Here is a 15,550-nt window from a genome sequence, read left to right on the forward strand (position 1 = left end):
GCCTGTTTTTCTTGAATTTTGATTATGTTAGCGCGCTTTTGCAGCCATTATTTCAATAATTTGAACATCGGTGTGCCTCATAGAGCCGGTAGCTAAAGCGCATAAGTTAGCTATGGATTGGTCTACATCGTCGGACACGATGCCATCAGAGCCTCTTACACAACTGTTGTCGAGAGCCATTAACACGGCTTTATAGGCGGCGCTAGCGCTGGTTGAAACCTTCATCGCACAACTGTTTGATGCACCATCGCATATCATACCACTGACATCGCCAATCATACTGCTAATTGCCATTGCGACAACCTCATAACGTGATTCTAGCAACCAAGCGATCCCCGCCGCAGCTCCCATTGCGGCTGTTGTTGCAGCACACAGCGCAGATAAGGCGGGCAGTTGATTATGGATATAGATTGCCATTAAGTGTGACAACATTAAGGCGCGAGCTAACTGCTCTTCTGTTGATTGTAAGTAGTCAGCAGTGACAACAACAGGCATTGTCGCCGCTATACCTTGGTTACCTGAGCCGGAATTACTCATTGCGGGTAATACGGCTCCACCCATACGTGCATCTGAAGCTGCCGATGTTCTGATCATAATTTCTGACATGAGATCTTTCGACAGCAAGCCTCTATCTCGCTGAGATTGCAACGTTTTACCAATATGCAGACCATAAACATGGCGTAGCCCTTCCTGAGACAGGGCATCATTTAAATGTGCGGCTTCTAAAATAAAGCGGATATCTTCAAATGGCGCTTGTGTTGCAAATTGATAAACAGCTTTGGCCGTGACAGGGGGAAGTGTCACGTCGGCAGCACAATCCACAGGGGATTCATTTTGTTGCGTTTGTTGGGTGCTATCAAAAATAACAGTATCGTTATGGATCATTTTTACGACATGCGTATGAGTTCCCGCGATAACGACAGTTGCTGAGCCTTTATCTGTAAATACCGTTGCCTCTGAATAGATCACATCATCACAGGGATGCTTAATATCGACAGTAATAAGGCCCTGCGCCAACATATTTTTACTGCGTTCAATGGCACTCGTTGAGGCTGACTTTAATACCTCTAGCCCAGCGTCGGCATCCCCTCCAACAGCACCTAATGCCGCTGCAATTGGGAGACCCACCATGCCCGTTCCCGGTACGGTCACTCCCATGCCATTTTTCATTAAGTTAGGGGAAACGAATGCGGTGACACGAGTGACCGTACCACCAACGCAAGCAGCGGCTTTTGCTGCTGCTAAGGCTAAAGAGATTGGCTCAGTACAACCTAAAGCAGGTTTGACTTCTTGTTTTACTGCATGGATAAAATACTGCCAAAGAAGTGGCTGAGCTTGAACTTGCATAATGAATTCCCCCTAAAGAACACCTGTTTAATAAGGATATTTTAAAGAATTATTGGGAGAAAATTTTCACTATGTTAGAGAAGATAAAATTGTTTGAGAGAAATTTTTTCTATAAAGATGCGAATAGTAAAAAATAAATTTCAAGTTTGAGCTTAATCACAAAAAATCCTGCCTAAGCGATAGGCAGGATAATATTGGTTTTAAGACTCACTTTCGAGATCAAGTCTCTTACTTTGCCATCGACGAGAACGCCAACGCCATGCGTTAGTTAAACCACGTAACCATTCATCGGCAAAAAAGCCAATCCAAATGCCTAATAAGCCCATTTCCATTTTTATTCCTAAGAAATAACCGAGTGGAATGGCGACTCCCCACATAAAAATAATGGCGGTGCAAAGTGGGAAGCGAGCATCTCCTGAAGCCCTAAGAGCGTTAACCATGACGATATTGATAGTACGCCCCGGCTCTAAAAAAACAGAGAGTAGAAACAGCGGTAATAACACATGAATAATATTTTGGTCATCCGTTAAATTGTTAAGGATAGGGGAACGGAATAACCAAAAGAAAAATACCACGCCAATCGTGACATAAAAGCCCATTTTTAAGCTTTTTATTCCACGACGGTAAGCCTCTTCAAAACGCTTAGCGCCAACAAGGTGTCCCACCATAATTTCATTACCAATACTGATAGAGATACCAAACAGCATGATAAAGAGTGAGAGTTGGAAATAGAGTGTTTGCGCGGCAAGAGAGGTTTCTCCCATTAAACCGATAAACGCAGATGCGGTCATAAAATGGAGGATCCACACTAAATTTTCACCCGCAGATGGCAAGCCTATATGCAGTATTTTACCTAGCATTGTACGTGACCAGCGAACCAGCAGCTGTGGCGTAAACTTGATCCTTAATCCATAGAATAACAGACAGAACAGCAAGATAACGGCGACAATACGGCCCACTACCGTCGACCATGCTACCCCTTCAAGGCCATATTGCGGCAGACCAAAAAAGCCATATAGCACAATCATATTACCAACAACAGTGATCACGTTAGCAATGAGCGTTACCCACATAGCGGGTTGAGCTTTGCCGTACACACGCAAGCAAGCAGCAAGAATGATGGAGATGGCTTCGGGGATTAGACAAATACCAAGAATATGCAAGTAAGCATAACCATCTTCCATTAGATGGGATGGCGTATTCATGATACTGAGGATTTTATATCCAAAAAACAGCGCGATAAGAGCACTGGAAAAACCGAGTAGAAAGTTAAAAGCGATAGAAATATGAATAGCTTGGCTGGCCTTTTCACGGCGTCCAGCCCCTAAATATTGGGCGATGACAACGCTACATCCCACACTAATAAAGTTAAATATGGTAATAAAAAGATCAAATACCTGATTCCCCACGCCCATTGCCGCAAGGTAGGCGGTTGAAACATGGCTCACCATATAGGTATTGATAAGTAATGTGGCCAAATGAAGAAAAATATCAATAAATATTGGCCAACTGAGAGAAAAGAGTGATCTCTCAGTGACATCGGATTGATGCATTGAGAACCTTCAAAATAATTAAAATAAAATTCATATGGATAAAGGAAAAGCAGGCAGATTTTACCCGTATTTATGTTGAGTTAATAGAGTCTATAGGTGCTTATTTAAGGAAAAGTTAATCTTTTGTTTAATAATGATGATTCTGCTAATTTATTCCTGATTGATAGTTATGATATCAATATAAAAAGACAACATCAGAACAGTAAAGGAGTCACAATGACAAAAATTAAAGCCGCAATAGTGGGATACGGAAATATTGGCCGTTATGCACTCGAAGCGGTATTGGCAGCGGATGATTTTGAACTTGTCGGTGTGGTACGCCGTAATGTACAGAATATCCCAGCAGAATTAGCGGGGTACACCGTTGTCGATGATATTGAAAAATTAGGCAAAGTTGATGTGGCGCTTTTATGCTCACCCACACGGGCGATTGGTGATTTAGCTGAGAAAGTTTTAAGTCAGGGGATCAATACCGTCGATAGTTTCGATGTGCACTCCGATATTGTGGCACTAAAAAAACGGTTAGATAACGTTGCGAAAGAGCATAAAAGCGTTGCCGTTGTTTCCGCGGGTTGGGATCCGGGCTCTGATTCAATTATGCGTACACTCATGTTGGCAATGGCGCCGAAAGGGGTCACCTACACTAACTTTGGCCCAGGAATGAGTATGGGGCACAGTGTTGCAGCTAAAGCTATTGATGGCGTTAAAGACGCACTATCGGTAACGATTCCGTTGGGTACTGGCGTTCACCGCCGTATGGTCTATATTGAGCTTGATGCGGGCGCAAACTTTGCAGACGTTGCTAACGCGATTAAAGCCGATAGCTATTTCTCATCCGATGAGACCCATATTCGCCAAGTTGATAGTGTGGACGCGCTGAAAGATGTTGGCCATGGTGTCCATATGACGCATAAAGGGGTTTCTGGAGCAACGCATAATCAATTATTTGAGTACTCAATGCGAATTAACAACCCTGCACTGACATCGCAATTTATGGTTTCTGCGGCAAGAGCGACGATGAAACAATCTGCCGGAGCATATACCGTGATTGAAATCCCACCAGTGCATTTCTTGCAAGGTGATCTCGATAGCTTGATTGCTAAGTTAGTGTAATCACTGGATGGCATGATTGTTTTTGCTACACTCATGCCAACTCCGTTTGACCTATTTAGTCTTTTTAGATAAACCATTAACGTTGGTTTACCGCTTATTTCCCCCGCAATATCGCCATGTCGCGCAGAGTGATAATCTGAGTTTTATTTTAGGTGATCGGGCTATTTTTATGATGGCGCAGCGAACGCTTTGTTTTTCCTTGAACGCAACAAAGACAAACGGATAGCTAAGAGAATCAATTCTGGCAGGCTGTAAAAAGAAAAGCACCTACGGTGAAGTAGGTGCCCTGGTGTTGGCAAAGCCATAAATACTCGTGATATTAAAGTTGCATTATTATTAGCGGTTTATGATTACCATTGACAACTTTCATTGAGTATTAAAGTACTAACGTTTAATTGATTTAAATTTTTCGGTTGTTGCAGTGAGAGCGACCTCCGTTGGTAGGCGCTCCATGGAGCTTGCACCATAGAAACCGTGGCAGTCTGGGCAGTTCGCTAAAATATATTCCGCATCTTCTGGGGTCGCAATTGGGCCACCATGGCACAGAACGATAACATCATCGCGTACTGATTTTGCGGCTTTAGCCCAGTCATTGATTAATGGCACACAATCTTTAAGTGTTAATGCTGTCTCTGCACCAATATTGCCCCCCGTGGTTAACCCCATATGAGGCACGATAATATCTGCACCCGCTTCGGTCATTGCAATAGCATCTTCACGGCTGAAAACATAAGGGGTAGTTAATAAGCCTTTCTCATGGGCTAGGCGGATCATATCCACTTCTAAACCATAGCCCATTCCAGTCTCTTCGAGGTTAGCTCTGAAGTTACCATCGATTAAACCTACGGTCGGGAAGTTTTGCACACCCGCAAAACCTTTGGCTTTTATTTCATCAAGAAAATGATCAAATTGGCAGAATGGATCTGTGCCATTAACACCGGCAAGTACAGGCGTATGTTTTACAACTGGTAAAACCTCTTTAGCCATATCCATAACGATTTCATTAGCATTACCATAAGCAAGTAGGCCCGCGAGTGAACCACGACCCGCCATCCGGTAGCGGCCAGAGTTATAAATGACAATTAAGTCAATGCCGCCTGCTTCTTCACATTTCGCAGAAAGGCCTGTACCGGCACCACCGCCAATAATTGGCTCGCCTCGCGCGATCATCTCTTTGAATTTTTTCAGCAAGCTTTCGCGATTATGTTTCATTGATGAACCTCTATTTGTTGTTCAAAATGTCCTGGTGTAATTGAATCACTTGTTCACAAAACTCCAGTGAGTTGATGTGATATGGACTCAAAATAAGTTTGCGTTTTTCTGTTGTTATAAGATTTTCAGTTAATGCATCAATGAAGGCTTGATCGGCTTCTGGATCCCAAAATTGAGCGCCTTCAATATCCAATGCTGAGAAGCCTGCCGTTGGGATAATAAAACGCACTTCACCTTCGCAGCGGTTCAGTTTGTTTGCTATCCAGCGGCCCATCTGCTGGTTTTCTTCTTTCGTTGTGCGCATCAATGTTACTTGCGCGTTATGGTTGTAAAATAATCGATGGCGATAATGGTCGGGCACCGTTGATGGGCGTCCAAAATTAACCATATCCAATGCCCCACAAGACAGAACACAAGGGGTCTGTGTTCGTGCTATCGCACCAAATCGATCGTCGTCACAAGCTAAGACGCCGCCAAAGAGGTGGTCACACACTTCTGTGGTGGTGATATCCAATACAGAGTGCAGTAAATGGCTATCGATTAATTTTTCCATCGCTTTACCGCCACTGCCTGTTGCGTGAAAAACCAAGCAGTCATACTGTGATTCAAGTTGCTCAGTGAGCTGTTGAACACAGGGGGTGGTTACCCCAAACATCGTTAATGCAATGGCTGGTTTTGATACATCGTCTACTTTATCTTCACGGTTAAAATAGATTGAACCAGCAATTTGGTTGGCGGCATTTTTTAGCACTTTACGAGAAATCACATTTAGACCCGAGACATCGGTGACGGAGTACATCATCGAAATATCACTTGCACCGACATATCCAGAAGTATCTCCTGATGCCATGGTGGAAACCATGAGCTTTGGAATACCAACGGGAAGTGCCTGCATCGCGGGGGTAATTAACGCGGTACCGCCGGAGCCACCTAAGCCTAAAATAGCCGCTACATCGGTTTGTGCATTGAGGTAAAGGCTAAAAGCCAATGACATTGCCTCAATCGCTCTTCCTCTATCACCACAAAAAACGGCTTCAACACCTGCTGGGTGGAAACTGGCAACCGTCTGTGCACTAACATCTGCATCTCTTTTTAATTGTGTTGGTTGCGTAGTTAAATCTACAGTGCGTACAGATAAACCCGTCTCTTTGATCAAATCGCAGACATAGAACAATTCATCGCTTTTAGTATCTAATGTTGTTGCTATGTAGATGTATCCCTGATGTTGTTTCATAGGAAAATCCTTACAGGTTAGGAAGATGTTTAATTTCTCATCTGAATGAGACTATAGTATCATTTTGGTTGAATGTAAAATGAGACTGTAGTCTCATTTTGAGGTTGTTCAATAATTTTTAGATATTGGTTTCTTTTATGGCTTGATAAATAAGGCATATTTGAATTTTTTGTGTTTTAATTTTTTTTAAAGCGAACGATAAAAATACAAGGTGCTTTAAGAATCGGTAGCTGTCATTATGGCAAAGTGTCATGATGAGTAACCATTCACTATTTTATCGTAGCGAAATGTTTTTAAGGGGAGGGAGACGATGTCATTAACACATTCTAATCATGAATATAAAGGCACAAGAAAACGGACTTACATTTTACTCGTTAATACAGCATTAGCGCTTTTTGAAAAAGGGAGTATGCCGTCAGTCTCTGAGCTTGCCGCTGAAGCGGGAGTGTCAAGGGCTACCGCGTATCGCTACTTTCCGACGCAAAGTGATCTGATCGCTGCCACCGTTAATGCGAGCTTGGGGCCAATTTTAACATGGCAACCACGTAGCCAAAAAACTGAAGAGCGTATTGATGAGTTATTATCATTTGCCTTACCTCGGATGTTTGAGCATGAAGGCGCATTGAGGGCGGCATTGCAAGTTTCATTGCAACAATGGGCACAGGGGCGATCACTGGCGCAAGACCCTAAAGAAAAGCGTCTTGAAAGGGGGAACCGTAAAGACATTTTAACGATGGTGACCGCTCCAATGAAAGATGAGTACCCTCAAGAAATTATTGATAAGGTGATCAAAGCATTTTCAGTCATTTATGGTTCTGAAATCTTTTTAGTACTCAAAGATATTTGGAAACAAGATGATGCTGAGGTCATTGAAATCGCACAGTGGATGGCGAAAGCAATTATTAACCAAGCCACTGCGGATAAAAATGCCCAAGAGTGCTGATATATCGCACTAAAAGAACGGTAGGGGGAGTACCTATCGTTCCTGATATATAGATTTATAACGCTTTCATAAAATAATACCTTTCATGCTTAATCGGGTACTCAATCAGTGTTGAGATCACCTGATAACCTTGTTTTTCATAAAAAGGTTTTGCTTGGAAACTGAATGTATCGACTTGTGCATATTTGGCCCCCAACTCTTTCGCTTTGTTCTCCATGGCTTGTATTAATTGTGATCCAATGCCTTGCTTTCTCAGTGACTCTTCGAGCCAAAAGTAGTTAATTCGTAGCCAATTTCCGAGTGTTGAGCCTGTTATTCCGCCTAATATTTCCCCTTCTTGTTCATAAAATACGGCTAATGGGGAATGAATATCTTCACTGAAAAATTGCAAATTATAGTTAATTAATGATTGATGAATACGAGCAATTTCAGATTCAGACGGGGATGTTGTGATACGTATTGTCATAATTTTGCTTATCTCTCAAGGTAATGATGATTTATACGGTTATTTACTATCTAATAATTTAATGAATTTAAAGTATTAAGAGGATACTATTAAGACTATTACAGATAATATAGGCACGCTAACTGCTCTCGCAGTGATAGGATTTTGCGATGATAAGATTATTGAAGATGGGCTTAGGCATTGCTATTTGTGCCTTAATTGGTGGCACCCTCACTTATCTTGGCGTACCTCTCGCATTAATGTTTGGTCCAATCATTGCTGTCATTGTGTTTAATCGCTTCAAAATTCAATTTGCCATTCCAAAATATACGCTCACATTTGTCCAAATATCATTAGGAACGTCTGTGGGGCTGATGTTTAATCAAGTCTCATTGGGGCAAGTGGAAAATCTATTTCTACTCCTTTTGATGTTGGTCGTCTGTTTAGCCGTCCAATTTTCATTCAGTTACTTTTGGTTTCATCGCAAAGTCGGGTGGACAAAACAAGAAGCGATGCTGGGCTCTGTTCCGGGAGCCATGGCGGCCATATTAGCATTAACAGATCATACCCATACCCCGCCACAAAAAATTGTCATTTCTCATACGATCCGCCTCATCATTTTAATTTTGTTAGCTGGGATCGTGGTAGGTAGCAATGGGGATCCCCAGCCGTTAATTGTACTGCCATCTTTGACGTTAGAAGCAACCTTCTGGTTAACGCTCATTGTATTAACGGGGTTAGGATTAGGCTTGGTATTGCAGCGGATACATGTTCCTGCTCCATTTATGCTGACATCATTAGGTGCTGCGACGCTGATCCAAGGCTGGCTAGATGTGCAAATCCATTTTCCGGTGATGATCACTGAACTCAGTATGGTTTTGATTGGGATGAATATTGGTAACCACTTTATTGTTTTTCCACTGTCGTCATTGATCAAAAATATCTATTCATCGGCTCAAGTGGTCATTATTAATATTTTCCTAACCTTATTGATCACACTGTTTGCTGCATGGGTGACTGGCTATCCGATTTCGGTATTGTTGCTGGCTTGGGCACCGGGAAGCATGGAAGCGATGACGTTTGCTGCAATCACAATGAAGCTGGATGCTGGATTTGTTATGTCAAATCACATCATTAGGATGGTGATTATTCAAAGTATTCCTTCCATTGCTATGTTCTGGCAAGAAAAGCGGACGAAAAAAAAGCGTAATAGCGATATTGGCTGATCAGTGAGCGTTGACTCCCCTCGATAAGGGGAGATGTTTATTTTACATAAGCAAATAAGCCTAATGAATCACGCGCAAGAGATTGGCATTTAAATTCTTGTGGGAGCGGGATCCCTTTTAGGTCATTGTAGCTCTCTTTGTTCAAAACAGTCATTTGGTGTGAATCGTAATCCCCTAAATCCCACTTATTGCTGCGAGCAAAGTAAACGATAGCTCGTTCAATTTCTCTATCAGGGATTTGGGTGTAGCCACAATCATATTTTAAGTAGATAAAGACCGCTGTGAGATCAGCAAGATCTTCAGCTTCGTTGGGGGTCAATGCTCTGGCAGAATGGGTTATTCCTAACAGAGTTATGATGTAAAAAATTACAGTAAATTTGCGCATTCAGTATTCTATCTGTTTTTTATGTCAAGTAACGTTAACATAACAATAGAATTGTTAGTCAAGTATATTTTTCTTAAAACTGTGTAATATACCCTTAATAAGTACATGGTTTCCTTGACCTTCCTGTAAGGGGAAGCTTTATCATTTTTGGACATTAAACCATATTTTGGCCCTAAACGGTAATCACCCACGGAGCCAGATAGTTTGAATTCGTTTATTAATTTGATAAATAAAAGGAAGGTTATCAATGTTACGTCGCGATTTCATTAAGTTGAGCGCTATCACTTATGCGGCTAGTGCACTACCGATTTGGAGCCGTATCGCTGTGGCAGCCGAAAATTACCCAACACTGGCAATCCCTCCACTGCTAGAGCCTGATGCCCAAGGTAATATCCAATTAGCAATCAAACAAGGTGCTTCCCAATTTGTTCCCGGTAAAAAAACGACAACGTGGGGATATAATGGAGACTTACTCGGCCCAGCTTTGAGCCTGAAAAAAGGTCAGAGCGTAAATATTCATATTGCTAACCAATTACCAGAAGATACAACCGTTCACTGGCATGGCCTTGAAATTTCAGGGGAGCAGGATGGTGGGCCACAAGCGATCATCAAACCGGGCGCTAGTCGCCAAGTCAATTTCACCATCGACCAACCAGAGGCGACCTGCTGGTTCCATCCTCATACTCATGGCAAAACAGGTTATCAAGTCGCAATGGGGCTTGCGGGCCTTGTGATTATTAAAGATGAGCAAAGCGACAAACATGGGTTACCAAGCCAATGGGGTGTTGATGATATCCCTGTGATTTTACAGGATAAGCGACTTAAAGATGATGGGCAAATCGACTACCAATTGGATGTGATGAGTGCGGCCGTGGGTTGGTTTGGGGATTTGATGTTAACCAATGGTGCGGTATTTCCGAAACATGTGGCACCAAAAGGCTGGTTGCGTTTAAGGCTACTTAATGGTTGTAATGCACGTAGCTTGAACATCTCAACCAGTGATGGACGTAAAATGTATGTTGTAGCAAGTGATGGTGGATTGCTCGCTGAGCCTATTGCTGTGACCGAATTACCTATCCTGATGGGGGAAAGGTTTGAAGTGCTGATTGATGCGAGGGATGGCCGCTCTTTTGACTTGCTGACACTGCCTGTTAATCAAATGGGCATGACAATCGCGCCATTTAATCAACCCTTACCTGTGTTACATATTGAAACCACAATGGGTACTGGTGCGGGGAAATTGTCTGAACAGCTCGCGACGTTGCCCGCCCTCCCTTCATTGGCTGGATTAACGCGTCGTCGTTTTCATTTAATGATGGATATGCGCTTGGATATGCAAGGGATGATGATGTTACGTGAGCGCTATGGTGAGCAAGCGATGGGTCATATGGGCGGACATGGTGGCATGATGCAAGGCCATATGATGTCGAATGGTGAAAATGGCGGTATGGGCATGATGGGGCATGGTAATATGGGCGGTATGCGTAATGGCGGAGGCCACTGCGGAACTGGCTCTGGTGAACTTGATATCCATAATGCCAATACAATTAATGGTCGGGCATTTTCGATGACGGAAGCCGCCTTTGATGCCCCTATGAATCGCCAAGAAATATGGGTTATTTCCGGTCGTGGCGATATGATGCTTCACCCATTCCATGTTCATGGAACGCGCTTTCGCATACTAAAAGAGAATGGCAAGGTTGTGGAGCCTCATCGACAAGGTTGGAAAGACATTGTTAAAGTTGAAGGCCAAGTCAGTGAGGTGCTGGTAGAATTTAAACATCCTGCCACCAAGGCGCATCCTTATATGGCGCATTGCCATCTCTTAGAGCACGAAGATACTGGCATGATGATGGGCTTCACAGTGAGTTGAGGTGATATCACTTAGCCTTGTGTATTAGGTCGTTAATGAGCCATGCTGCTATGCCCTCATTACGCCCTAATACTGAAGTGAAAAAGTCAAGGATGACATCTTTTATTCATATCTATTGCTATTGATTTTATTCGTTTTCTCATCATAAAAAGGCCATATTGCCTGAAATTGTGAAAGATGAGTTATAAAATTTATAACAAGTTATCGGATCCTCTTTTACGACAAATGGTGAGTTCTGTTATACTCCTTCCAAATTTTGTTCTCATATTTCTAATGTTGCTGTTGGTCGCGGCTTAAAAGCGTTTTGCGTCTTATCATAGAAATGTGAATTTTAGTATTCAAAACAGATAGGTAGTGGGAAATTGAAACATACACTAGAAGTGATGATCTCTGAAGAAGAGCTCAGCCAGCGAGTCAGTGAACTAGCTGAAAAAATTAGCGCACATTATAAAAATATTGATGGCGAGCTGGTCTTAGTAGGTTTATTAAAAGGTTCATTTATTTTTATGGCTGACTTATGCCGTAAGATTGAAGTCCCACACGAAGTCGATTTTATGACCGTTTCAAGCTACGGTAACGCAATGAACTCAAGTCGCGATGTTAAAATAGTCAAAGACTTAGATGAAGACATTCGCGATAAGCATGTGTTGATTGTTGAAGATATCATTGATTCAGGGAATACCTTAAATAAGGTTCGTGAGATCTTTGAATTGCGCGGTCCTAAATCCGTGGCAATCTGTACTCTGCTTGATAAGCCATCACGCCGTGAGGTTGAAGTACCTGTCGAGTGGATTGGATATTCAATCGAAGACAAATTTGTTGTTGGGTATGGTATCGATTATGCACAACAATATCGTCATTTACCTTATATTGGTCATGTCACGCTGATTGAAGAGTAAGTGAATAATATTCGATGCGTTAGTTAAAAGAAGGGCCGTTCCATGGAACGGCCTTTTATTCGTTTATCGCGATAAATAAAAATTATTTTTTATTGGTCAATTTAGCAATTGCTTCACGGTAGCAAAGCTCTAATCTTTCACGGCTATCTGCGGTAATATGCAAGTCATGTAGACGACCATTGTTGATACCGTAAACCCAACCATGGATCATCACTTTTTGCCCACGTTTCCACGCTGATTGCATAATGGTTGAGTGACCTAGGTTGTAAACTTGCTCAACGACATTTAATTCACATAAGCGATTTAAGCGTTCGCAAGGTTTTAATTCACCTAACATTGAGCTGTGTCTGTACCAAATATCACGAATATGCAGTAACCAGTTATTGATTAAGCCAAGTTCAGTATTGTCAACCGCAGCCTCAATACCACCACATCCATAGTGGCCGCAGATGATAATATGCTCAACCTGAAGGACATCAACAGCATATTGGATAACCGACAAACAGTTTAGGTCGGTATGGATAACTAAGTTTGCAACATTACGGTGAACGAAGAGATCGCCTGGTGCAGCATTGATTAATTTTTCGGCAGGTACTCGGCTGTCTGAACAACCTATCCATAAGAACCTCGGTTTCTGAGCTTTGGATAGTTCTTTAAAAAATTCAGGATCTTTTTCTTTTACGGAAGCTGACCATGCTTCGTTGTTAGCAAACAGCTCTTCAATTTTTCTCATCATGACGTATAGCCTAGTTGTGTTACTTTACGTTAAAATCTTATACAGCATTTATTTATTAATTAATATTCAGTTGTATTAATCTTTACATCCTTATGATGTGCATTTCATTCTGATTAGACAATATTGATATGGCTAACCACATGAATTGGTTAGCATATACCTATTTTCTCTTTTCTGCATAACAGTGATCAGAAAAAAATGGCATCATAGTATTATATTGCTCCCAAACCTACCCAAGAATAAAGGTGTTTTTTACATATGACTTACGCACTTGAGTTATCGCAGCTCACCAAAACCTATCCAGGTGGCGTGAAAGCCTTGCGAGGAATTGATCTAAGCGTAGAAGATGGTGACTTTTATGCATTACTTGGACCTAATGGCGCTGGTAAGTCGACCACAATAGGAATAATTAGCTCATTGGTCAATAAAACGAGTGGGTCTGTTAAAGTGTTTGGTTATGATTTAGACAAGCAAGTCGTACAAGCTAAACAACAATTAGGGTTAGTTCCTCAAGAGTTTAATTTTAACCCATTTGAAACCGTGTTACAGATAGTACTTAACCAAGCGGGCTATTACGGGGTTTCTCGTTCTGTAGCCCATCAACGGGCAGAAACCTATCTTTCTCAATTGGATTTATGGGAAAAGCGCAATGAGCGCGCGCGTAACCTATCCGGTGGGATGAAGCGTCGCTTAATGATTGCACGAGCGCTAATGCATCAGCCAAAACTACTGATTTTGGATGAGCCGACCGCGGGGGTCGATATTGAATTACGCCGTTCTATGTGGAGCTTTTTGAAAAAGCTCAATGCACAAGGAACGACGATTATTTTGACCACACACTACCTTGAAGAGGCAGAAATGCTTTGTCGCAATATTGGTATTATTCAGCATGGCGAGTTAGTTGAAAATACGAGTATGAAACAATTATTAAGTCAGCTGGAATCTGAAACCTTTATTTTTGACCTTGGCACAAGAAGCCCTATTCCAGAGCTTAAAGGGTATGAAACTCGTTTAATTGATACGTCGACCTTAGAAGTTGATGTGAAAAGAGAGCAAGGATTAAATGGGGTATTTAGCCAACTTAATGAGCAAGGCATCGAAATTTTAAGTATGCGCAATAAAGCTAACCGGTTGGAAGAACTGTTTGTGAACTTAGTGAAAAAAGAAAGTCATGCCGCTCGTTTGGAGGAAGCACAATGATTTCTCTATATTGGGTCGCATTAAAGACTATTTGGATTAAAGAAGTCACACGTTTTGGTCGTATATGGGTACAAACGTTATTACCGCCAGTGATTACAATGTCTCTCTATTTTGTCATTTTTGGTAACCTGATTGGTTCCCGAATTGGCGATATGGGTGGGGTAGATTATATGCAGTTTATTGTTCCTGGCTTGATTATGATGGCTGTGATAACGAACTCCTATTCTAACGTCTGCTCCTCATTCTTTGGCTCTAAGTTCCAAAAGAACATTGAAGAATTGCTCGTTGCGCCAGTACCGACACATGTCATCATTGCTGGTTTTGTTGGTGGTGGTGTTGCTCGCGGTATTTTGGTTGGGCTACTTGTCACCATCGTGTCACTGTTCTTTATTCCACTCCAAGTACACTCTTGGAGTATGGTGATAATTACATTGTTATTAACTTCAATCGTTTTTTCACTGGCAGGGTTATTAAATGCAATTTTTGCCAAAACATTCGATGATATCAGCATAGTTCCTACTTTCGTATTGACACCATTGACCTATTTAGGTGGCGTATTCTATTCACTCTCATTATTACCTCCCTTTTGGCAAGCGGTATCAAAACTCAACCCGATTGTGTATATGATCAGTGGCTTTAGGTATGGCTTTTTAGGTATTGCTGATGTATCAATTGCCGTGACATTAGGTGTATTGATGATCTTCTTTGTGATTTTTTATGGATTAACATGGTATTTAATTGAGCAAGGGAGAGGGCTAAGAAGTTAACGATATAACTTATTTTCTTATCTCGAAGTGACTTAATTTAACCCCTAATAGCTAGCTAACTATTGGGGTTTTTTTATACCTTAATATCTAGCGACGATTAATTAGATCCCTATATTAAATTCAGATTTTTATCAATCATGAAATTAACATGGAATATAGTTACGGAAATATACTTAGTTTGGTTTCTGGTGTAAATAATATTAATAAAAAATAATCACTATAATTTATGAGATAAATATAACTAAACTGTCTTTTTGCGATATATGTTCAAATGTAACTAACAAAAAAGTATTAAAATAATTTCAATCTTAAATTTTTTTTATTTTTCGTTGAGTAGGAAAAATAGATATTCTTAACATAATGATTTTATTGTGTTTTCTGATGTCGAAAAAAAATAGCAAACGCAAAATAGTAGAGATATCAGCACAGTAGGGTGAAATATTGCCTTACATTTATGTATTAGAATATTGAATACTCTCTTATCCCTCAAATTGGATTTAATAGCTTCCTTGTGTTTTATTTTTGGTTTTTTGTTCTGTGATTTTCTTTTTTATAGCGTTTTGTTTAGTGATTTGTTTGTTTTTAATGTAAATTAACGGTTTTCACACGTAAACTGG

The 15,550-nt window shown here is 41.2% G+C and carries 14 protein-coding genes; 7 read left to right on the top strand and 7 right to left on the bottom strand.

Features of this window, described 5'->3' with window-relative positions; genetic code table 11:
• Positions 1 to 27 precede the first annotated feature (27 nt).
• On the bottom strand, positions 28 to 1,347 hold the full coding sequence (locus PSE69_RS00295; RefSeq protein ID WP_004922642.1) for an L-cysteine desulfidase family protein: 1,320 nt from the start codon (positions 1,345 to 1,347) through the stop codon (positions 28 to 30).
• 200 nt (positions 1,348 to 1,547) lie between these two features.
• Positions 1,548 to 2,900: an MATE family efflux transporter gene (locus PSE69_RS00300; protein ID WP_004922637.1), complete on the bottom strand. Its 1,353-nt coding sequence runs from the start codon at positions 2,898 to 2,900 to the stop codon at positions 1,548 to 1,550.
• Between the two features lie 216 nt (positions 2,901 to 3,116).
• On the opposite strand from PSE69_RS00300, the gene PSE69_RS00305 reads away from it, so the two are divergent.
• Positions 3,117 to 4,013 (top strand): diaminopimelate dehydrogenase, encoded by an 897-nt coding sequence (locus tag PSE69_RS00305; protein ID WP_014656589.1) that lies wholly within the window; start codon positions 3,117 to 3,119, stop codon positions 4,011 to 4,013.
• Positions 4,014 to 4,397: 384 nt separating this feature from the next.
• Here PSE69_RS00305 and PSE69_RS00310 read toward each other — a convergent pair whose 3' ends face one another.
• Both PSE69_RS00310 and PSE69_RS00315 read right to left on the bottom strand, forming a co-directional pair.
• The gene (locus PSE69_RS00310; protein ID WP_004922623.1) at positions 4,398 to 5,225 is read right to left on the bottom strand and encodes a phosphoenolpyruvate hydrolase family protein; all 828 of its coding nucleotides are present in this window, start codon (positions 5,223 to 5,225) and stop codon (positions 4,398 to 4,400) included.
• A gap of 10 nt (positions 5,226 to 5,235) precedes the next feature.
• Positions 5,236 to 6,459: a Tm-1-like ATP-binding domain-containing protein gene (locus PSE69_RS00315; RefSeq protein WP_014656588.1), complete on the bottom strand. Its 1,224-nt coding sequence runs from the start codon at positions 6,457 to 6,459 to the stop codon at positions 5,236 to 5,238.
• A gap of 310 nt (positions 6,460 to 6,769) precedes the next feature.
• On the opposite strand from PSE69_RS00315, the gene PSE69_RS00320 reads away from it, so the two are divergent.
• Positions 6,770 to 7,402 carry a TetR/AcrR family transcriptional regulator gene (locus PSE69_RS00320; RefSeq protein WP_040132348.1) on the top strand — a complete coding sequence of 211 codons (633 nt, stop codon included), beginning with the start codon at positions 6,770 to 6,772 and terminating at the stop codon, positions 7,400 to 7,402.
• A 55-nt stretch (positions 7,403 to 7,457) separates the two neighbouring features.
• On the opposite strand, the gene PSE69_RS00325 is transcribed toward PSE69_RS00320, so the two are convergent.
• Positions 7,458 to 7,868 carry a GNAT family N-acetyltransferase gene (locus PSE69_RS00325; RefSeq protein WP_121875254.1) on the bottom strand — a complete coding sequence of 137 codons (411 nt, stop codon included), beginning with the start codon at positions 7,866 to 7,868 and terminating at the stop codon, positions 7,458 to 7,460.
• A gap of 149 nt (positions 7,869 to 8,017) precedes the next feature.
• Between PSE69_RS00325 and PSE69_RS00330 the strand changes: the two genes are divergently transcribed.
• Entirely contained in the window at positions 8,018 to 9,073 is a 1,056-nt protein-coding gene (locus tag PSE69_RS00330; protein ID WP_121875255.1) for an AbrB family transcriptional regulator, read from the top strand.
• Between the two features lie 37 nt (positions 9,074 to 9,110).
• Here PSE69_RS00330 and PSE69_RS00335 read toward each other — a convergent pair whose 3' ends face one another.
• Positions 9,111 to 9,458, bottom strand: coding sequence for a YacC family pilotin-like protein (locus PSE69_RS00335; protein ID WP_004922605.1), 348 nt, complete (start codon positions 9,456 to 9,458; stop codon positions 9,111 to 9,113).
• Between the two features lie 247 nt (positions 9,459 to 9,705).
• Here PSE69_RS00335 and cueO point away from each other — a divergent pair, with 247 nt between their 5' ends.
• Positions 9,706 to 11,331 carry a multicopper oxidase CueO gene (gene cueO / locus PSE69_RS00340; protein WP_121875256.1) on the top strand — a complete coding sequence of 542 codons (1,626 nt, stop codon included), beginning with the start codon at positions 9,706 to 9,708 and terminating at the stop codon, positions 11,329 to 11,331.
• A 362-nt stretch (positions 11,332 to 11,693) separates the two neighbouring features.
• Positions 11,694 to 12,230 (top strand): hypoxanthine phosphoribosyltransferase, encoded by a 537-nt coding sequence (hpt, locus tag PSE69_RS00345; protein ID WP_014656584.1) that lies wholly within the window; start codon positions 11,694 to 11,696, stop codon positions 12,228 to 12,230.
• Between the two features lie 82 nt (positions 12,231 to 12,312).
• Here hpt and can read toward each other — a convergent pair whose 3' ends face one another.
• Positions 12,313 to 12,966, bottom strand: coding sequence for a carbonate dehydratase (gene can / locus PSE69_RS00350; RefSeq protein WP_004922593.1), 654 nt, complete (start codon positions 12,964 to 12,966; stop codon positions 12,313 to 12,315).
• Positions 12,967 to 13,224: 258 nt separating this feature from the next.
• Here can and PSE69_RS00355 point away from each other — a divergent pair, with 258 nt between their 5' ends.
• The gene (locus PSE69_RS00355) at positions 13,225 to 14,166 is read left to right on the top strand and encodes an ABC transporter ATP-binding protein (protein ID WP_004922590.1); all 942 of its coding nucleotides are present in this window, start codon (positions 13,225 to 13,227) and stop codon (positions 14,164 to 14,166) included.
• On the top strand, positions 14,163 to 14,933 hold the full coding sequence (locus tag PSE69_RS00360; protein ID WP_014656582.1) for an ABC transporter permease: 771 nt from the start codon (positions 14,163 to 14,165) through the stop codon (positions 14,931 to 14,933). Before PSE69_RS00355 ends, PSE69_RS00360 begins: the two co-directional genes overlap by 4 nt.
• Positions 14,934 to 15,550: the final 617 nt, after the last annotated feature.

The organism is Providencia sp. PROV122 (genome assembly GCF_028482365.1).
GTDB classification, from domain to species: Bacteria; Pseudomonadota; Gammaproteobacteria; order Enterobacterales; family Enterobacteriaceae; genus Providencia; species Providencia stuartii.